Genomic DNA, 22291 nt, shown 5'->3' on the forward strand with positions numbered 1-22291 from the left:
ACCGGCTGCAAGGTCCCAGATAAGATTTGATCCAGAAAACGCAAGCCCTCTGAATTCGTAATGCTCAGCAAGCCGCTTTCTCGATATGCTTGATTTGTCACTTCCCCCATACCGGTTTCTTTCCAATTCGGCCACTGAATGCTGAAGATTGGCGCACTTTCCTTATGTGCTTCTGCAAAATAATCCATATAGCTGTTAGCCATGGCATAATCAGCTTGTCCAGCCGAAAGTGCCGGAATAATGGCAGAAACAGAAGAAAATAATACAAAAAACTGTAGTGGCTCACGACTTACATAGCGATAAAGGGTTGTAAGCCCAGACACCTTCGGCTCCAGTACCTGCTGTATATCATCAGCTGTTTTACGGATAAACGCCAAGGTATCCATGTCCGTTATTCCTGCACAATGAATGACTCCGCCAATTGGCCCCATTGTTTGATTGATTTCATGTAAGGCTTGCTGTACTTGTGTCTCATCAGACAAAGAGAGTGACAGCGTTTGAACTTGTATGCCTTGTGCCTCCAGCTCCCGCACCGCTTGAATTTTCTGCGCCGCAGAGGTATTTAATGTCTCAGCATGATCCCATTCTTCTCGCGGAGGAAGCTGCTCACGTCCTGTCAAAACCAGCTTTTTCACTCCATAGTGTTCCGCAAAATGCCGGGCGCTTAATAGTCCGATTCCTCTTGTCCCGCCTGTAATGAGAAGCACATGTTCTTCCGGGAAGGTCTGTCGCTCTTCGATTCCTCTCCAGGTTACCGGATGCGCTTTTAAGTAAGCCTGGTACCGCAAGCCCTCTCTGTAGCAAACCTCCGTCTCCTCAGTATCGGAATAAAACTCCTCAGCGATCTGCTTCGCGAGAATATGAGGATGAACAGAGTCTTCCGCATCCATATGCCTTGATCTCAAATGGCTGTATTCGCTTTGAAGCATACGATACAAGCCAGCACGGGAGGCTCCTGTCATCTGCACGGAAGGGTTTTGGAATGATTCCAGCCCTTTCGTCACACAAAGCAGCATGATTCCCTCTTTATGCCCGTCTTCAACCAGCCTTTGAATCCAGCTAATCCAATGTAGCTGTTCTTCCTCGTGTCCGCCGCAACCGATTAAATCCACAAGGCCGTCAAACTGTTTCCAATCATTACTTAACTGTTCATTGTCAATCCGGCTCACATTTAATATGAGATGTTTCGGGAAATGCTTTGATACTTCAGCTGCCAAGTCTGCCGTCTCTTCATTGCTGAGAATCGCAACAGCCCTTGTCCCCGGCGTTTTTGTGGCAATCGGACTTTCGCTCCATTGTTTTGTCAAAACACATGAGGTGCGCTTTTCACTGTGATCAACGAACTCTATATTGTCCGGTTCTGAAAGACGTTCCTCTGCCGGAAGCCAATAGTAATCCTTCGCAAACGGGTATGAAGGAAGGCTCATCAGACGCGGTTTGGCTGCCTCACCATATAGTTTAGCCCAATTGACCGCGACACCTTTGACCCATAAATCCGCAAGCTTGGCGTATTTCCTTTTTCTGATCCAAGCCTCAATAGCCATTGCCAAGTCCTCATCATCAGAAAAAATGGCTAACGCTTCTTTGTTTCGATTCGCCTGTCCGCGGAAGAGCCCTTCAGTCCCTTCCTTGCTGTCTACATACGCTTGCAGCTTTTCTTCAAGCTCCTGCATTGTGCCCGCAATACAAGCCATACGTTCATCCATTTCTTCCCGCCCGACTTGAAGCGTGTAGGCGATGCGGTGCAGATCTTGATCTGTATACTTTTTGTCACGAATGGCACCCAGCAATTGTGCAGCCCGATCCATTAGCCTTTGTTTATTTTTAGCCGACAGCACAATAATGTTCGGATGTTCAGTAAGCGCAGGTCGGGAACCTGCTTTTGGAATGTATTCTTCAATTACAATATGGGCGTTTACTCCGCCAATCCCAAAAGAACTTATTCCTGCCCGGCGCGGGATTTCGTTTCCGTTCCGGTCTTTGACAGCCTTCCATTCCTCTTTTTCTTGAACAATGTAAAATGGACTGTCAGTAAGCTGCAGGTAAGGATTGAGCGTATCGCAATGCAGGCTTTTGGCCAAGGTTTTATGCTTCATCTGCAGCAGTACCTTAATCAGGCCAGAAATACCCGCTGCCAGCTCCAAATGACCGATATTGCTTTTAACTGAGCCGATCCCGCATCGATGATCCGGAACTTCCGGCTGTGTGTGCTCATCCCTATTAGACAGTTCTTTAAACGCGGCTTTCAGCCCGTTTATTTCTATCGGATCTCCCAATTCAGTCCCCGTTCCGTGCGCTTCGATATATGTGACTGTACTCGGATCTATGCCTGCCCGGCGATATGCACGCACCAGCAAATCAGCTTGCGCTTTCGGATTAGGAGATGTCAGAGTATTGGCTCTTCCTCCGTGATTTTCTGCCGTACCCCGAATGACGCCGTAAATATGATTCCCATCGCGCTCAGCATCTGCCAGCTTTTTCAGCATGATCATTCCGACACCTTCTCCTCTGACATAACCATTCGCATCAGCAGAGAATGTTTTACATCTACCGTCTTTGCTCAGCATGCCAGCTTTGCTGTAGCTAATGTGCGCCTCCTCGGTTAATATCGTGTTCACGCCTCCTGCGATTGCCATCTCACAGTCGCCGCTTTGCATTGCAGTCACAGCACGGTGAATCGCAACTAGCGAGCTTGAACAAGCCGTTTCTACCGGTTCACTTGGACCATGGGTATTTAAGAAATAACTCATTCTATTCGGACCTACCGAAGGAATCATATGGCCTGTTGCGGCATGTCCTTCAATCGGGAGATTTTCTTTATTAAATAAATCTTTATATCCTGTATTTCCTGTGCCGATAAAGATGCCTGTCCCTGTACCTGAAAGGCTCTGCGGCGAGCATCCGGCATCTTCTATCACCTTCCATGCATATTCCATTAACAGCCTCTGTTGAGGATCTACATAATGGGCTTCACGGGGTGATATCCCAAAAAACAACGGATCAAATTCTGCTACACCATCAATAAATCCGCCCCATTTGATGTCAGTCTTATTGGCTTCTGAGTCAGGATTTCCAAAATGCTCCCGCCAATCCCAACGGTCTTTCGGGACTTCCGTGATACTGTCTTTGCCTTCCTCAAGATTTCTCCAGAATTCATCTATGTCATTGGCTCCAGGGAATCGGCCGCTGATGCCGACAATGGCGATCGGCTCATAATCGGCAGTCTGATTTGTGTTTCTTTCCTCTTTTGGCATAACAGTCTGTTTAAAGCGCTGTTTTCTCCTCTTTGTCATGCTTGTAGCCGCAGGAGCTGTTTCTTCATCTTTTTCAGGAACCGATGATATTACGTTCTCCTCAGCAAAAGCCTCCTTGTATTCATCTATCAGATAGTCAGCCAAACTTTGAATCCTTCCATATTCAAAGAAAATGGTCGGCGTCAATTCCAATTGATATGCTTCGTTAATCTGATTCGTAAATACAGTAAATGAAACTGAATCAAAGCCATACTCACTCAGCTCTGTATTGATATCGATATCATCAACGTTCACTTTTAAAATGACGCTGACCATGTGACTCAATGAAGCTCGCAGGCTGTCTGCAGCAGGTAAAGAGTTGGATGGTTCATCAGTCCCGCTGACGGATGCATCTTGATGCAGCCATTCATCCTGATACTCAGACATTATATATTCAGCCAGGCTTCGTATGCTTCCATATTCGAAGAAAATGGTCGGCGCTAACTCCAATCGGTACACTTCATTAATCCGGTTTGTAAATACAGTAAACGTAACCGAATCGAATCCGTACTCGCTGAGTTCTGTATTGATATCAATATCTTCAGTGTTTACTTTTAAAATCTCTCCGACCATCTGGATGAAAGACTGTTCCAATTTACGGGTTTGGCTGTTATGTTTATCTGCGCTTTTATGATCCGTCCGTTTGATTTTAGACCCGGAAGAGAGCAATTTTTGCTTCATTTTCGCAACCTGACCTTCCATCACGAATACTTGCGGCTTTTCTGAAGCGATTCCTTGATAAAGGGCTTTAATGCCGTGATCACTTTGCATCGGGACCATTCCTGCGTTTTTCAACATACTCTTTTCAATTTCAGCATCAACTTGCATACCGCCCTCTTTCCATAACGGCCAGTTGAAGGAAATGGTTGTGCCGTTCCGCTTCTTAGACACGGCAAGCGCGTTTCTGTACACGGCAAATGCATCCATAAATGTATTGGCTGCTGCATAGTCTGCTTGTCCAGTGTTTCCTAAACATCCGGACACAGAAGAAAACAAGATGAAAAAGTCCAACTGCCAATCTTTGCTGCATTCATCTAGATAAAACAAACCGTTCACTTTTGGCTGTAACACTTCTTGAAACTCTTTATTTGTTTTGTGCACAATGAAGTGATCTTTTATGATGCCTGCACCGTGAAGAATTCCATTGAGATGGCCGTACGTCTCTTTGATTTCATCCATGAGCCATGAGACCGCCTTTTGATCTCCAACATCAGCCTGTTTATAGATAACCTCTGCACCCAACTTTCGGAGAGCCTCAAGCTCCTGCTCCTTATGCTCATTTAAGACTGAGCGTCCCGTAAGAATGATGGCCGGATGAACGGCTCGATTGGCAATTTCTTTTGCAAACAAAAGACCTAAGCTCCCCGCTCCACCTGTGATAAGGTAAACGCCATTATCCTTCCATGGCATATGAAGCTCAGCAGCTGCCGGACGCGCTATTTCACTCCAGCCTTTGACAAAGCGGTCACCAGCTTCATATTTGATCTGTTTGTCATCAGGCCTCTGACTGTCGTCTATCAGCTTTTGATGAAGGCCAATGATCTCTTCCGGATTCTCGACCTCAATGACCTGAGCTGTAAGTTTGCTGTATTCCAATTCTGCTGTTTTGAGTAATCCGGACATTCCCGCAAACAATTGCTTCTCGCCTTTCCCCGGCACAATCACTTGAATGATCAGATTAGCTTTAGAGCGAATCTTCTTTTGTATGAGTTCAAAAACCTGCTGTGTATAGCTTTGAAAACGTTCAGCGATATTCCCCTCAGTTTCATTCAGAGTAATGACATGCACATTCTGCATGCGGGATGCAATGCCGTCGCTGACCTTTCGTTCGGTTTCACAGAAGACAACGAGATGCTCTCCGTAAGATGTCACCTCTTTAGCGATCACCTCATCCTGCTTATTCCAAATCGGCTCGAGCATTAACCGCTCATGTGTAACTGCAGGTTTTGGCGAATGAACTTCTCCTTCCAACACTCTTGTTGAAAATCCCTTCATCCTTACGCATACGTCCCCAGTCTCGTCAAACAAATCGATATCCGCTTTCTGCACCATATCTCCGCCGTGATCACCGTCACTTAACCGGGCATATGCCCACATCGCAGACGTACATCCTTTGATCACTTCAAGTTCTTCAAGCGCAAACGGCAAAATCAATTTTTGCTCAGTAAATTCCTGCATGATACAGATTGTGGCAGCCTGAACAGCGGAGTCCATCATACTTGGATGCAGCACAAAACGTTCCTGTGTGTCAGAAACAGATGCTGGCAGCTGCAATCGTGCCAAAACCTCTCTGTTTCCGATATTCACTTTCTGAATTCCTTGGAATGCCGGACCATGAAACATTCCTCTGCTTCTGCCTTCCTCGTAAAATTGGTGAGGCGAAAGCTCCTTCCGGCTGCAGCGGCGCTGTAATTCACCAAGATCCCAAGCCGGCTTTTCTGCTGCAGTTATCAGTTCCGCACTGCCTTGACTGTGTATGGCTGAGTCTGACCCTTCTCCGGTACTGTAAATGTCATATGTGATTTTCCCATCCTCTTCTGGAAAGAGACTGATATGCACATGAACCGGCTGACTCTCAACCACTACAGGCTGAACCCAAACGGCGTGATTCAATTTGATTCTGACATCCTGTTCGTTCGTGCTGCCTGTCGCCTTGTTTACAGCCATTTGCGCCATTTCAAGGTAGGCAACCCCAGGGAGCACCGGCTTCCCTCTCACCACATGATCTGTCAGAAAGAATTCCTCACCTGTAAAAACTGAACTGAATCTCTGCTCAGAAAAGTCTGACGTATTTTGATGAAGCAGCGGATGCAGTGCACTGACGCCTGCCTGTTTAGCGGACATTCTTCCCGAAAGCTTGTGATCATCCTGTGATGCCCAGTATCGTTCCTTTGCAAAAGGATATGTCGGCAAACTCATTCTGTTTGGACGCACATCTTTGTAAAGCTGTAGCCAATCAATATGCGCTCCTTTACTCCATATCTCCGCCAGCTTGTTCACTTTTCCTTTTGCGATCCACTTCCCAATCAGTTCCGCGCTGTCTTCATCCTCTGTCAGCCATGAAACATCCTTGGCTTGCTGCTTCTCTCCTTGATAACAGCCTTCTATTGGTGAATTTCCATTGATAAAATCAGCCAGCCTTTGTTTTAACTCATCCACATGATCAGCGATAAAGGCAACCCGATATTCCATTGCTTCTCGCCCGACCTGAAGGGTATAAGCAAAATCAGCCAGACGGCCGCTTTCAAGCCCTCTTCTTTCCAAATGAACAAAAATGCCATGTACATACTCATACAGCCGCTCTTTATTTTTTGCCGATATCGGAATGATGCAGGCCCCTGTTTGTTTCTGATCAGCAGAAACTGTTTTGTATTGCTCGAAAATCGCATGAGTGTTTGTCCCGCCAAGCCCGAACGAACTAAGTGCAGCCCTGTGCGTTTTTATTTCATTACTCAATGCTTTCTTTTGATCGACGACGTAAAAAGGAGAATTAGCTAAGTCTGTATTTAGATTCGGATCCTTATAATTGATGCTAGGAGCAAGCTCATTATGGTAAAGGCTCATCACCACCTTAATGCAGCCTGCCAGCCCGGCGGCCGTATCAGCATGTCCGATATTGGATTTGACCGATCCGATTCCGCAAAATTGTTTTTTATTTGTATACTGCCTGTAAACTGCCGTCAACGCTGACAGCTCGATTGGATCTCCAAGCTTCGTACCTGTACCGTGCGCTTCCACATAGCTGATGGATTCAGGCTGAATATTCGTTTGATTCATGACCTTTTGAATCACGTCCGCCTGTCCTTTTACACTTGGAGCATAAAAGCCGACTTTGTCAGCTCCATCGTTATTTACACCTATGCCTCTTAACAACGCATAGATGTGGTCACCGTCTTTTACGGCATCCGCCGCTTTTTTCAGCAATACAACGGCAACGCCCTCACCGCCAATCATTCCGTCGGCAGAGGCATCAAATGCCTTAATATGCCCATCGCTTGAAAAATTCAAACCTGACTGATGCACATATCCGATATTTGACTCAGTGTGCAATGTCGCTCCGCCGACCAAAGCATAATTAGATTCACCAGACATCAGGCTTTGATAGGCGGAATGCAATCCGATTAAAGAAGAGGAACAATTGGCATGAACGAAATAGCTAGGCCCTTTCAATCCGAGCTTATGAGAAATCATCGTCGGAATGGTTCCGCTCTGTGCAAGCACCCACGATACATAACCGTCCGGCGTTTCAAGGCTCTCCGTTGTTTCTTTTGGCAAGAGCGCGCGATATGAATTATTGCTTGCCGACATATAAACACTCGTTTCCGGAATCTGTTTGGACACGTAACCGGCATCTTCTATCGCTTTCCAGGAGTGAGTCATGAGCATCCGCAGCTGCGGATCCATAAATTCAGCATCTTTAGGTGATATTTGAAAGAAGCTAGGGTCAAACTCGTCCTTCCCTTCAATCGAGGATTTAGCCGGGACATACCGTGAGCTCTCAGTCAGTTCCTCTGAAACACCAAAACTCCGAAGCTCTTCTGTACTGAAAAATTTAATACTTTCCTTGCCGTCTCTAAGGTTCTCCCAAAACTCAGCATGGTTTTTCGCACCTGGAAATTCACACGATATCCCAATAATCGCTACACTGTCCTCATAATAATCCGGAAGATCACCAGTAACATTTTGAATGTGAATAGGCTGATCTGACTTTTCCGCTGATGCTAAAGTCAAAGAGAAACCAGTATCCGCCATTTGCTGTTCAGTGATATATTTACTGATGCCTTTGATCGTTGAGTATTCAAACAAGTCTGTGACAGTAAACTCACAGGATAGTTCATGCTTGATGCGTTCGGCCGCCGTAACAGCGAGAAGCGAATCGCCTCCCACATCGAAAAATCCGTCTTCCTGCTCAATGTCATAAACGTTCAGTACATCTTGCCAAATAGATAAAATAGTTTCTTGTATTTTCATAGAAGCAATATTCCCTTGCCTTGGCTGCTTCGCTGTCACTTTTTGTTTCTTCAGAGTGTTTCTGTCTATCTTGCCGTTCGGTGTTAACGGCATATGGTCAAGCTGGGTAAAATAAGAAGGCACCATATAGGCTGGTAAACTGTTTTTTAAATAATTCCGCAGCTCCCTTGATGATAGAGATAAATTTGCATCTTTCACTGTATAATAGGCAGCGAGCTTCTCGTCTCCGTCCTGTTCAGCTGCCAGAATGACGCTTTCCTGAATAGCCGGATGTTCATTAAGCCGGCTTTCAATATCGCCAAGCTCAATGCGGAATCCGCGTATTTTCACCTGGTTGTCGATGCGGCCAATATATTCAATCCTGCCTCCCGGAAGCCAGCGTGCCTTGTCACCTGTTCTATAAAGCTTTGACCCAGGCTCAAAAGGGCTGTCTATAAATCTTTCATCCGTCAATTCACCCTGTTTGTAATAGCCCTTTGCCACTCCGTCTCCCGCAATGCAAAGCTCTCCCGGGACACCAGCCGGGACAGGCGTAAGCTGCGAATCGGTAATATAAATCCGGGTATTTGCGATAGGCCGGCCTATCGTGATGTGAGAGCTTTCTTCATTCACACGCTGGACCGCAGACCAGACTGTTGTTTCCGTAGGTCCGAACATATTCCAGGCTTCGCTGTCCGTATTGAGAAAATGCCGCTTTAGTTTTTCAGGTAAGGCTTCGCCTCCGCATAGAATCTTGACTCCCTCTTCATTTTTCCAGCCTGAATAAAAGAGCATTTTCCATGTCGCAGGGGTTGCTTGCATGATTGTCGGTCTCAAATCTTGTATGTCGCGCTTCAGTTTTTCAACGTCTTTTGTATGTTCAGTTTGGCAAATATGGCACTGCGCCCCCTTTATCAAAGGCAGATATAGCTCTAAAGCAGCTATATCAAAACAGTAGGTTGTCACAGCAAGCAGGCGATCCGCTGATGAAAGACCGGGCGTCTCACCCATGGAAACGAGAAAGTTTGTCAACGCTTTATGCGGAATCATGACACCTTTTGGCTTCCCTGTGCTGCCGGACGTATAAATGACATAAGCCAAGTTTTCCGGCTTGACGGTGCGCGAAAGAACACGTCGATCAAAAGAGGCTTGAGCGATATCATCCCAGTCCTGATCTAACAAAACTGTCTGAACCCCATTCCAGCTTAAAGTATTGGCCAATTCGGAAGTAGTCAGTGTAATGGAGACTTCACTGTCCTTCAGCATGTATTCCAATCGCTCAGCCGGATAAGACGGGTCTAACGGCACATATGCTCCTCCTGCCTTGAGAATCGCCAATAAACCCACAATCATTTCCAGCGATCGATCCACATAGATACCTGCCAAGCGATCCGGCCCCGCTCCATGCGCCTGCAAATATATGGCCAGCTGTGTGCTTTTTTCATCAAGCTCCCGATACGTCAATGTTTTACCTTTATAGCTGACAGCCGCCCGATTAGGCGTCTTTTTCGCCTGCTGCTCAAATAACTCATGAAAACACGCATGTGGATAATTCTTGTCAGTAGCGTTCCACGTTCTGAGAATCATTTGTTCCTCTTCGTCAGTTAATAAGGAATACTCTTTTAAAGTCTGAGAAGGACTCCCCACAGCCTGTTCTGTTAAATAAACAAAATGATCGAACATAGCGGAAATAGCAGCGGTATCAAACAGCCCAGTATTGTATTTGATGTTCAGCTCCATTTTTTCTTCTTCTTCCCATAGCTCAAACACCAATTCGTATTCACCCTCTTGATGAATACTCTCAACGAAATCAATAGAAAAGGAATCCTTATATTTACTCAACAGACTTTGATAACTTCCAGTTTGAAGAAAATTCTGATAGAAAAAAGCTGTCTGAAAAACAGGTGAACCTGCTTGCTGGCGAGAAATATTCAAATCCCGCACCATTTTTGGAAAAGGATAAGCCGCATGATCCAGTCCATCGAGGATTGTGAATTGCAATCTCGAAACGAACTCAGAAAAAGTTTCTGCCGCTTTCAGTTCACCCCGGATAGGCAGCATATTGAGAAAATGCCCAATAGAAGAATCAAATCGCTCTTCAGGTCTCACCATCGCAGGCATGCCGACGATCAGTTCTTTCTGATCGCAATAACGGCCTAACAGCATCATATAGCAGCTCAGCAATACCGTTGAAACATTTGTAGAATGCTCTTTGGCAAACGATCTGACACGCTCCATTAAACTGCTGGGCAGCCGCCGAGCGTATGTGTCTTCCTTAAACTCTGAAACGGACGTACTGGTGCTTACAGCCGGCAGCTGAAGATTCGGCAATGTGCCCGATAGCTGTTTCCGCCAATACGAACGATGTTTCTCGCCGTCTTCACCGGCAAGCATGTTCTGTTCCCAAGCGGCAAAATCATGATAAACGGCCGGTGAAACAGACTCTTTCGGCTCCTGTCCTTCTAATAGAAGCTTATAGCTGTCAAAAAGGCTGCGAATAAACGTCAGGGAAGAAATCCCATCAAAAATAATATGGTGAATAACCACAAGCAAAAAGTGCTCTTCTTCTGATCTGGAAAAAACACGGACGCGCATTAACGGGCTGTTTTCCTTTACATACGGTTCTTTTACTTGTTTTCTAAGATAAGCAGTTGTGTCAGACTCTTTCATACCCGAAATGTCTTCTGTTTTGATATCAAGAGATAGCGCCGGCTCATTTTTGAGGCAAGGCACTCCGTCTTTTTCTTGAATCACATGCTTTAATATCGGATGCTGTTTCTGCACACGTTGAAAAGCTTGCTTTAAAGTTTCAAGGTGAAGCGCTGACGTAAATCGAAAACAGAGAGGTACGTGATACGCGCTATTTTCAGGTGACATTTTTTGCAATGTCCACAAACCTTTTTGAACTTCAGAAAGAGGTTGAAAGGCTGCTTGCTTTTTTTCCGCCTCTACCGATTGGGGTGCGTCAATGCTATCTTTGTCACCAGACAGGCTGCTCCGCAAATCTTCTTTTTCAGACAGATAGTTGGCCAGTGATTCGATTGCAGGATACTTATATAACTCTCTGGCTGTGAGTCTGATGCGGTATTTTTTCTCGACCGCCCGAATAAGCTTCATCATCTTAATAGAGTCAATACCAAGGCTTTGGATATTGGTGTTGGGCTCAATCCAATTGCGGGAAACATGAAGCTCATCAGTAAAACAGCTGAGCAGATATTCCTGTATATCTTCTCTTATTCTTTTGGCATCATCTGCTTCTTGTGTCTCTCCCTCACCGTTTATACGGTTGGGTTTGTGAAGCAAGTGGTCGAACTCCCCATTTTCAAATGCCGTTTTCAGCTGTGTGCGCTGAATCTTTCCTATAGCTGTTTTCGGAATCTCTTCTTTATGCACCGGAAGCAAAAATTCGGGAGTCACACCGATTGTCTGCGTGACATGATACTGTATGTTTCTAAGAAGCTGAACGATTTCATCATCATTCATCTGGGCGGAAGTAACAAAGAAGATAGCCAACTGATCCGTTGTATTGTTATTCACACGGACAGCACAAGCGGCAGTATAAGAAGTTTCGATTTCCGCTAATTCTTCAACCGCGGATTCAATCGCATGGCTGTAGTAATTGACACCATTAATAATAATCGCATCTTTCGTACGGCCCGTAATGGTTAGACGCCCATTGCGCAAAAAACCAAGATCGCCAGTTTCAAACCAGCCATCCTCCGTAAACACACTCTCATTCAAATCCGGGCGCCGATAATATCCGCTGGTAACAGAGAGGCCAGAGACTTGAAAACGGCCGATCTCGCCTTCCTCAACCAATTCATTATGGTCATCCACAATCCTCATGGAGAATCCAGGAATCGGGGAGCCTATTTCCACAAAACCATCATCATCGCTTGTTGCGGCACGGGTAAACTCACGAGAGAAAATCACGCCGGATGAAGTTTCAGACATGCCCCATGCAGGGCGAATCGCGTCACCAGGCAATCCGTGAGGTTCTAAAAGCTCTAGCATTCTGCGCCCGACTTTAGCGACCATCGCTTCACCGCCATTGAGCATATAGCGCATGGATGACAGGTCCCAGTTTCGATTTTTCATTTCATCAGAAAAATCAGTGACAAGTCCGAAAGCAAAATTCGGCGCCCACGTAACAGAAGCACGGTAATGATCAATCCAATCAAGCCATTTTAGAGGTTCCATCAAAATCGTTTCACTTGCGACGTTGATTTCTTGGCAGCCAAGATAGACATCCCGCAAATGAAGCATCCCAATGCCTCCGACATGATCAAACGGCATCCAGTTAAACGTGATATCCTCTCTTGTAAAACCTTGCATTTGAATAATGCCTTTCACCATGCTTAAAATATTTTTGTGATTGAGCATGACTGCTTTGGGAGTGCCCGTACTCCCTGAAGTCAGCAGCAGAAGCGCCAAATCTTCAGGGTGAGCTTGATGCCAGTCGGTTTCCATCTCATCACGGTAAAGATCCTCGACAGCCAAGGCGCGAAAACCTTCAAGTTCTTGCTCTTTTGCCCAATCAATCATTTCCTGAAGCAATTCCCGACTCGTAATCACCGGCGGCCTGTCAAGAAGTGTCCATGCGTCTTTCAGCTTTTGAGTCCCGCTGTTCGACTCTGTGTACGTTGGAGCAACAGCTAAAGGAGCCGGAACAATTCCAGTTGAAACACAGCCCCAGAAAGCAGGGATAAATTGTGAATTGTCACCAAGCTGCAAGATCACATTATCCTTTGCTCTCAGGCCAGATTGACGGAGCCCCTTCACAATACGCAGCGCATCATTCCATAAACGGCCGTAAGATTGATGAATCTCAGTTCCATCCGGCTGCAGATAAATGATCCCCTTTGTTTCTCCAAGCTCCGCTGCAGTTTTGTATAAAACCTCGGGTATTGTAGCCGATTGATCTTCGGATATATGTAATGGCTCCCCATAGCTGACAGAGGGATTAGATAATCCGCGGGTATTCACATCATTTCTCATAGAGCTGCCTCCATTTCACCTGCACATTTTTATGTATCACACGACGATCGTTTCTAATTCAATTAATTCCCATATAAACCTGTGATTCTCGTTTTGACTTCGTCTTGATGAAATGTTTTCTCATGCATAACGAGCTCCTGTTCTATCACGCTGGGAAGCTGCTCGCGAAGCGGCGCAACCAAGTGGTCTTTTAGTGTAATTAAGGAGTTTCTCGGTTTTTCCGCCAGCTCACGCGCCAGCTCCACAGCATACTCCAAAACTTCAGATCGAGGGAGGACTTTAAAGGGTATTCCTCTTTTTTCGAGATCGGCTCCCCGGTAATTGCCTGCATTCATTAATAACTCCTGCGCCAAGCTGAACCCGAGTTTTTGGGGAACGATAAAAGTAGCTCCCATACCCGGTGTAAACCCGTATTTCATAAAATTAGTGGTATACACACTCTCCCTGCTCAGAATAACAAAATCAGCAAAGAGCCCCATGACAAAGCCGCCCCCAATTCCGTGACCCTGCATGGCAGCAATGACGGGAATTCTGCAATCAAGTGCCAGAGAATAGAGATTGTCATCAGTAAACTTAGTGATTCCTTGCTGGATTCTCAGCAAACCTTCTTGTGTTCCGCCTGAAGCAAAATAATTGTCGTATCCCGTTAAAATCACTGCTTTATAGCTTTGTTGATTGCGAATGAATTCGAACGCTTGAATTAATCCGTCTGTGAGTTCTTGCGAAAACGCGTTTTTATGAGCACGGTCATGCATCTTGACCTGAATAATAGCGGGCTCGATTTCAAAAAGCTCTACAACAGAATGCGTCATGATGTCCTCCTAACGGTTTCTGATTGTATGTATTTCACACAGTTTACGGGCTCTTCTCCCAAGGGAACTGCCCCGTTTCAACATACCTTATGATTCCCATTTGATTTTGAGGGTCGGAAAACATGTCTTGATTTTCAGTTAAAGCCATGGATTTCGTACGCCGCGGGCGGTCATCCAATGAATTGATAAACTGTTTATACCGCGCAATTGCCTTTTTATTTAACCGCCGCAAGCGCAATAAATGCTTTCTCAGCAGGACCTCGCTTTGAGCGTCACAGGCATCTACCAAGCCCCATTCCATGGCTTCCTGAACAAAAATCGGTTTTGTCATTAATGTCATATAATGCGCTTTTTGATAGCCGATCCTGCGAATCAGAAATGGCAGCACACAAGCTGGATAAAGACCAAATAATAACTCGGACAGACTGAATGATGCAGTTTGATCCGCTATGACAATATCACTGGCAGCCACAAATCCAAGACCTCCGGCATTTACTTTTCCCCGCACATGTGAAATGGTGACAAAAGGACCAGTCTGCAATTTCAGCCACAAATCATAGAGAGGTTCTTGAGAACTCGCTTGTTTTCTGCCGCTTTTCATCTCCTGATATATTTCTTGAAAATCGGCTCCGAAACAAAATACCTCCGGGAGTCCCTCTAAAACAATGACCGTAACGGAAGCTGTCTCACATTGATTCATCACTTGTAAACATTCATCGATTAATTGGTCATTGATCGTATTATTAGCGTCAGGACGATGAAAGGTTAGATAGCAAATTGACTCTTGAAACCGGACCTTAATCGTTTGGTATGTCACGACATCCACCTGTACTTGCGATGAAACTCAGAAATTTCTTCTAAAAACAGCCTCGGCTTTTCTTGATGAAACTGCAATATCCCCGGAATCATCTCAAGATCCAGCTTGACATTACGAGTTCCGAACCGGACCATCCCGCTTCCCTTGAACAGCGTTTCATACTCATCCATTGAAAGATGATATCGATTGTCCAAGTGCTTCTCGATTTCAAATAAGCGCTGGCGTTGTTGGCCTTGAGGCGTTGCAATTCCGCTGTAAAACTCAGAACAGCAGCCTGAACCATAGGCGAAACAGCCGATTCGTTTAGGCGAGTCAAGCTGCGCTTTGTCAATAGTGCTAGCCAGCGCCAGAAGCAATGCGGCTCCCATAATGTTTCCGACCCTTTGGCAGTAGAGCAATCCAGGCTGTACCCGTTTCAAAAAATCAGTTTCTATCTCAGCCGTTTTCGCCTTTGCCATCTTACGCATCATCGTGCGGTGCGCCCCTTTCACCATCCCGCCAAAAGGCGTATGGTAGGCTAGATATTGAAACGTATCTTGATAATGAGCCCCGGGTACACGTTTTTGATATTCCAAGAACGTTTGTTCACAACAATCCAAATATGACATTAAAGACAGGTCAGCATCTCCCGCCTCACTGTCGGGAATGGGACGGCACGTATCCATCACTTCGTAGCCGTAATAGCCGTTTGCCCCGGGATCAACTTGAAACACCTCAGGATTTTCGCCTATCAAAACAGCCACTGCTCCCGCTCCGGCACTCGGTTCGGCATAGGACCAATCCTCACTTAAAGCGTCTCCGCCTTCAGCGATTAAAAAACGGGAAATATCACTGGCGATGACCAGTGCTTTGGCACCCGGAGACGTCTGGGATAATATAAAATTCACTGCCATTTGAAATCCGGCAGTTCCTGAATAACAGGCTTGTTTTATTTCGAACAAACGGCAGTTGCGATTAAGCCCTAAATATTCATGGATATAGGTGCTTAATGATTTTCCAAAATCGATCCCAGATTCGGAACAGGTGATCAGCAATTCAATCCTGTCCTTCTCTGCATCACTTAGTGAATCAATAATCGGTTTAGCCGCATTCACTCCAAAGGTCACAGGATCTTCGTAAGGCAGTGCTACCGCTTTTTCTTTCATCAATAAATTTTCAAATCTAGCAGTATCTAAATGTCTGTACTTGGCTAATTGCATGACATCAAGGTATGCCGTTCCGCCAAAGACATTCATCGCTTCTATTCCAGCAGAAACCATTTATGATTCGCCTCCGCATTTTTCAATGTTTTGTATACAAACAGCGGTATTCATTCCGCCAAAACCCATGCTTAAACTCAACGCGTTTTTTATGTCGTGTGAAATTGATTGATCCGTCACCCAATGCAAGGAAGGATCAATTGGATCATGTAAATTCCGGCTCGGATGCAGGCGTGATTCTTTCATTTGAAGCAGTACAGAAATAATCTCAACAATGCCTGCTGCACTGAGCCCATGCCCGGTTATTGATTTTGTTGCATTTATATAAGCATGAGAAAGACCGCAAGCATGCAGCGCCTTCAATTCAATTTCATCTCCAATGAAAGAACCCGTGCCATGAGGGTTTATGTAATCAATTTCTTCAGGTGTGAGACCGGCTCGCTCCAATGCCTTTTGTATGACATAGATCTCCCCTTCTAAAGAAGGATCAGGATTGCGGTTCCCATCTACTTTGATTGACCATCCTGACAATGCAGCATAGGGTTTTACGCCCCGGCGGACAGCCGTATCTTTTCGTTCTATCACCAATGCGCCGCAGCATTCTCCATAAATAAATCCATCTCTGTTCTGGTCAAAGGGACGGCACGCGTTTTCCGGCTCATCAGCATATTTATCCGTTCCCATAGCGCCTAAAGCCCTGAGTGCCTCACATTCCATATAGGAAATATCCATTAACGCCCCCAGTGCGATGCAAATATCAACCTCTCCTGACAGGACTTGCTGAATTGCTTGAATCACCGCTAACTGGCCGCTTGCGGAAGCACCTCCCGCCGTATAAGCTAAACCGGTGATTCCAAACTGTTCTGTACAAAGACCGCAAAGATCGCTATCCATAAAAGACAGTGCATATGCTGGCGACATGAAACCAGAGCGGTCCCTATAATTCTCATAAAGCTGGAGGGTCTCTCTTTGCTGAAAGTTCGATCCTCCTGCTACCAGCCCGATACGTGCGGAACCAGTATCGTCTAACTTCGCCTCCTCCCAGGCTTCTGAGAGAGTAACCAAAGCAGCTCGGCTGGAAAATGACGCTTTTCTTAGCAGTTTCTTAGAAAGACGGTCCGGATAAGATAACGCAGGAATTTCAGCCCCAATAAACCGGCTGTCTTTTTGTCTGCCAGGGCGCTGCATCACTTCAAAGGCATGCCTCCCAGACAATAAAGAAGAAACAAAAGCCTCTTTTCCTTGGCCGATCGCTGCCGTTACTCCGACACCGGTCACCAGAATCTCAGGCGGATTGTACTTTGTCATAAAGCACCTCAGCTAATTCGCCGATGTTGTTCACACCAGACAGCTCGACACGAGGGATTTTTAATGATAAATCCTCAAGCACCATGGTTATAATTTCAGCCCTGTCTACAGAATCAGCCCCTAAATCAGCTAATCGGTCTTCAGGCTCAAAACGGTGTCCGTCCAATTCCGGAAGAACCTCACAAATATTAGTAATCAATACTTCGAAGACTTTCTGTTTATTCATAACGTTTGTCTCTCCTTTAAATGGAATGTTAAACATTCAGGCTCCAACCATTTCTTTCGCAATATTCAATCTTTTATTATTGCACAATAGACTTTAAAGCGCCTTTTGAGAAAATAATGCAATTCTGTCGTTAAGTAACTTTGCGGTTTCTGTCATTAATATTTTCCCGATATCATCCACATGACGGTTCCGCCAGCTCTCTAATTCTGAGCCTTTGACCCATTGATTAAAAGCCCCTAACGCAGGGCCGCAGTGAACTTGATAATCGACTTTAGACTCTTCGCTTCCGCTGATCGCCAATTGCGAGCTGTACCTAAAGTACCATCTGAAAATCAATGCCATCTTATGTTTCGGATTCCGTTCAGCCTTCTCAATCTCTGCCGATGGATAGTGTAATTTAATATCTTCATATATTTTTTCGATACTGCGTTTAAAATATTTCTCCTCAAGCTGAGTTAAAGTCTTTTGATCGATCTCACTCAATGATCCAAATCGCTGGTAAAGTTCATGCAGCTTGCTGGCTCGCGCCGGAAAAAACACACCTTTTTTTAGCACTTGCACTTTGCTGCCCGATTCGAACATATCACCCGCTGGCGCATACGCCGTATCTTGAACATTCATTTGCTGCAATAAATCTTTCACTCTGTCACTTGTGGCCGCTTCAACCGTACACTGATTGATTGAGCCGGTTAAGATAAAATCAGCACCGAGCATAAAGGCAGCCATTGCCGCCTCAGGAGTCCCTATCCCGCCTGCCGCACCGACGCGTATTTTTTTGTTATATCGATACTTTTTCATCATTTCGTCTCTTAATAATGTCATCGCCGGCATCAAGCTGTATGCAACACCGCCGTCCGTATGACCGCCTGAGTCTGCTTCCACACAAATATCCTCTGCCACAGGGATCTCCCGCAATAACTCAGCTTCACTAGTTGTGATTTTGTTTTCTCTTAAAAGCTTTTCTACCATATTCTCCGGCGCAGGACTCATAAAAGATTCGGCAACCTCAGGCCTTGAGATTTTCGCTATCATTCGATTTAAACATATCACTTCACCGTTTGGACGCCGTTTCAATCCTTTAGCGCGATATCTAACTAAAGCAGGAGTGACACTTAGAAATGCGGAGGCTTCCAAATGTCTCACATTATGTTTCAATAAAAGATCAATCATTTTTTCTTCTGATTCAATATGCTTCATACTGTGCACAAGGTTAATGCCATAGGCTTGTCCCTGCCCCAATTCGCCTTGAATAGACAGAATCGCATCCTCAACGTCATTCAGATCCAAACCGCCCGTGCCAAAGAACCCCATCATCCCCGCTTTTGACATCTTTACAACCATTTCTTTCGAAGCAATTCCGCGGTACATTCCTCCTGCAAGATAAGCATATGTAAGTTGATAGTCTTTTTTAAACTCGGCATTTCCTAATGAATGAGCTGTAATCTCAGCAGACATTCGAGCTAAATGGGCGTCAGTTTCTGCTTGTTCATTTTGCTGGCCATTAGAGGCATTTTTCTCTGTTGAATCAGCATGATGTGTTAACGGCTCCGCTTCATTTTTTATCCGGGTAATTAAGCCGGTTAACACCTTTCCAGGACCGACTTCTTCAAACTCCATTGCTCCTCTTCCCATAAGATAACGAATGCTGTCTGTCCATCTAACCGTGCTGTTCATTTGTTGAGACAGGGTCTCTTTCAGCCTTTCCTGTTGATAAGGCTCTGCATATACATTCGAGATAACCGGAAAAGACAAAGGCGCAAAATGGAATGTTTCTATAAATTGCTTAAATTCTTGTTTTGCTTCATTCATATACCTGGAATGAAAAGCTCCGCTTACGTTTAACGGGTGGAACAGCTTTACATCCTGGATGGTTTCAAAAACAGCTCCCGCTTTTTCAATATCTTTTTTTTGCCCGGAAATCACAATTTGCCGAGGTGTATTCTCATTTGCCACATCAATCGTATGTAAATGATGTTCTTCTAATACGGCTGCAACTTGTTCCTTATCTAAACCAATCACCGCAGCCATACCGCCTCCAGTAATCCGTCCCATCAGCTCGCCTCTTTTTTTCACCAGCTTTAAGCCTGTTCCAAAGTCAAATGCGCCTGCTGCAAACAGCGCGTTGTATTCTCCTAAGCTATGCCCCGCCGCAAAATCAGGTTTTTCTCCGGTCTCCTCCAGCTTTTTCAAATAACTGAGTGCATTGACCACGTATAAAGCCGGCTGAGTATATTGAGTATGATTGACATCGAAATAGCTTTTTTCAGTACAGAGTTTTTTGATTGAATATCCAAGTATTTGATCTGCTTGGTCGGTCAAATGCTGATATTGCTCAAAAAGTCCTTGTCCCATTCCTTTTTGCTGGGAGCCTTGTCCTGGAAAAACATATGTAATCATCTTGTTTACTTCCTTTCTAGTTTCTGTAAACGCTCAACCATCTCCAGATTTTTCAGCTCCTGATGAAATGGTGTGATGATTGAATGACAGCGATTCGCTGAATCTCCCGAGATTAATTGTTTAACAAACGCAGCTAAGGTTCCTGAAGGCCCCAAATCAATGAAATGGCACGTATGCTGACTTTCCAAAAATTGAATAGCTTCTCGAAATCTCATTGGTCTTCTTACAGTATCCCAAAAGAAATCGTTATGAATCTCGCGAATGCTCCTTCCCGTTAAACAGGATACCAACGGGATTGAAGGGTGTTTAAAAGATTTTGATCTTAAAAATTCTTTATATACATCTTCTGCAGGATCAATAAGAGAAGAATGAAATCCGTAGGATACAGGCAGCGGCTGGCAGAGAATCCCGTTCTCTCTCAGGACATCAGTGATCTGCTGTATGTTTTCACTTTCTCCCGAAATGACAAAGTGCGAATCATAATGAATGGAGGTTAATTCACTATTTTCAAATAGATGCGGATGATCAAGTAATAGTTGCGGTTTGTCGAGTATAGCCAGCATTTTTCCTTTATCGCAGTATTTTTCGATGACGGTAGCCTGTTCAAGTATGCATTCCAGTATCTCTTTTGCGTCTAAAACACCGGAAGCAGCAGCTGACGCGAATTCTCCCAGACTTGCCCCCAGCACGTAATCAGGCTGGATTCCCTTTTCTGCGAAAACCCGATATAAAGAATACTCAACCATAAAAATAGCGGGGTGCGTATAAAGGACACGGTCAAACGGATCCGATACACGCTTAGCGGGATGATACATTTCATTGACTATAGATATGCCGATTCGCCGAGAGACAATGGCATCCATTTCAAGCATACATTGGCGAAAAACGGTGTTTCCGCTGAATAATTCTTTTCCCATATGATAGTACTGAGAGCCTTGTCCGGAAAACATAAAAACGAGTGGTTCATTCATTTTTATAACCTTCTTTTTTATGTATTTAAAGGTGAGTTACGAAAATATGATGGTGCTGGCTGGCTGTGAGAAAAGCCTCGTTTTATGGTTTATAACATGAATGGAAAAATGCTTTGGTTTTGTTGTTCTGGATGTGGAAGCTCGTTAATGAAGTGATCTTGGAAGTATCTGAATTTGATGTGAATCATTTTGGCATCGCCAAAAACATCGACTCTATTATGACTTAGATGTTTTTGAAATAAAGGGCGGTTCTCTTGAAAGGAGAGCGATGGTTTATCGTAATATAAAAACTGACTGCGATAGTGCAAATGTCCGCTAGAGAGCGAACTTTTTTTATGAGCCTCTTTATGTAACAGTATATAAATTCTTTCAGTTTTAACAGTGTCTATCGAATCATGCATGACGTATACTTTAGACCCGAATTTGAGGCCTTTTGGTATAGAAATCGGTTTAGCGTGTCATAGGTTCCGCATCTGTTTCAATGCGGCGGATCAATCCTGTTAACACATTTCCCGGTCCTATTTCCTCAAACTCCATTTGACCTTTTTCCATTAAAAAGCGTATACTTTCAGTCCATTTTACCGAATGGTTGATTTGATCCGCCAGTGTCGGCTTAATTACTTCAGAAGAGTACGGTCTGGCATATACATTAGAAATAACCGGAATAGACAAAGGAGCAAAATGAAAAGTGTCAAGAAACTGTTCAAACTCCTGCTTTGCATGATTCATGTATCTGGAATGAAACGCACCGCTGACGTTTAAGGGGAGAAACATCGTAACGTCTGTCTTAGCTTCAAATATGGATGCGGCTTTGTCAATATCTTCTTTTTGACCTGAAATCACAATTTGATAAGGAGCATTTACATTCGCAATGTCAATCGCATGTAAATGATGATCTATCAAAACCTCTGAAACCTGTTCTTCATTTAGTCCCATAACGGCCGCCATACCGCCGTTGCTTACCATGCTCATCAGCTCGCCTCTTTTTCTGACAAGCTTTAACCCCGTCTCAAAATCAAAGGCTTCAGCCGCAAATAGCGCATTGTATTCTCCAAGGCTGTGCCCGGCAACAAAATCGGGTTTTATGTCTGTTTCCTGTATTTTTTTCAGGTAGCTTAATGCGTTCACTACATATAAGGCCGGCTGAGTAAATTGCGTTTTGTTTAAGTTTGAATAAGGATTTTCTATGCATAGGCGTTTGATAGAATACCCTAAGATCTCATCTGCTTGTGCCGTCAGTTCTTTAAACTCATCAAATAACTCACTGCCCATTCCCTGTTTCTGTGAACCCTGTCCCGGAAAAACATATGTGATCATTCT

At 44.8% G+C, this 22291-nt stretch carries 9 protein-coding genes (1 of these 9 running past the window's edge); all 9 read right to left on the minus strand.

Translation table 11 applies throughout. From position 1 onward, the window contains the following. On the minus strand, nucleotides 1-13241 hold the 5' portion of the coding sequence (locus H7F27_RS11740) for a non-ribosomal peptide synthetase (protein ID WP_185847947.1). Its footprint begins 1915 nt before the window's first position; 13241 of the gene's 15156 nt are visible here — the first part of the coding sequence; the start codon lies at nucleotides 13239-13241; the stop codon falls past the left edge of the window. A 62-nt stretch (nucleotides 13242-13303) separates the two neighbouring features. After that, complete coding sequence (locus H7F27_RS11745) at nucleotides 13304-14053, minus strand: polyketide synthase (protein WP_185847948.1); 750 nt, start codon at nucleotides 14051-14053, stop codon at nucleotides 13304-13306. A gap of 43 nt (nucleotides 14054-14096) precedes the next feature. Beyond that, a complete protein-coding gene (locus H7F27_RS11750; RefSeq protein ID WP_185847949.1) occupies nucleotides 14097-14879 on the minus strand; it encodes an enoyl-CoA hydratase/isomerase in 783 nt (260 codons plus the stop codon). Beyond that, entirely contained in the window at nucleotides 14867-16129 is a 1263-nt protein-coding gene (locus H7F27_RS11755) for a hydroxymethylglutaryl-CoA synthase family protein (RefSeq protein ID WP_185847950.1), read from the minus strand. Before H7F27_RS11755 ends, H7F27_RS11750 begins: the two co-directional genes overlap by 13 nt. Further along, nucleotides 16130-17377, minus strand: a complete 1248-nt coding sequence (locus H7F27_RS11760) for a beta-ketoacyl synthase N-terminal-like domain-containing protein (RefSeq protein ID WP_185847951.1) — start codon at nucleotides 17375-17377, stop codon at nucleotides 16130-16132. Further along, on the minus strand, nucleotides 17355-17603 hold the full coding sequence (locus H7F27_RS11765; protein WP_024121473.1) for an acyl carrier protein: 249 nt from the start codon (nucleotides 17601-17603) through the stop codon (nucleotides 17355-17357). The genes H7F27_RS11760 and H7F27_RS11765 overlap by 23 nt, the downstream gene beginning before the upstream one ends. 93 nt (nucleotides 17604-17696) lie before the next feature. Continuing rightward, nucleotides 17697-20000: an ACP S-malonyltransferase gene (gene fabD / locus H7F27_RS11770; protein WP_185847952.1), complete on the minus strand. Its 2304-nt coding sequence runs from the start codon at nucleotides 19998-20000 to the stop codon at nucleotides 17697-17699. Between the two features lie 5 nt (nucleotides 20001-20005). After that, a complete protein-coding gene (locus tag H7F27_RS11775) occupies nucleotides 20006-20971 on the minus strand; it encodes an acyltransferase domain-containing protein (protein ID WP_103671431.1) in 966 nt (321 codons plus the stop codon). Nucleotides 20972-21421: 450 nt separating this feature from the next. Beyond that, nucleotides 21422-22288, minus strand: coding sequence for an ACP S-malonyltransferase (fabD, locus tag H7F27_RS11780; RefSeq protein ID WP_024121471.1), 867 nt, complete (start codon nucleotides 22286-22288; stop codon nucleotides 21422-21424). Nucleotides 22289-22291: the final 3 nt, after the last annotated feature.

It is taken from the genome of Bacillus sp. PAMC26543 (genome assembly GCF_014250375.1).
Classification (GTDB): Bacteria; Bacillota; Bacilli; order Bacillales; family Bacillaceae; genus Bacillus; species Bacillus halotolerans.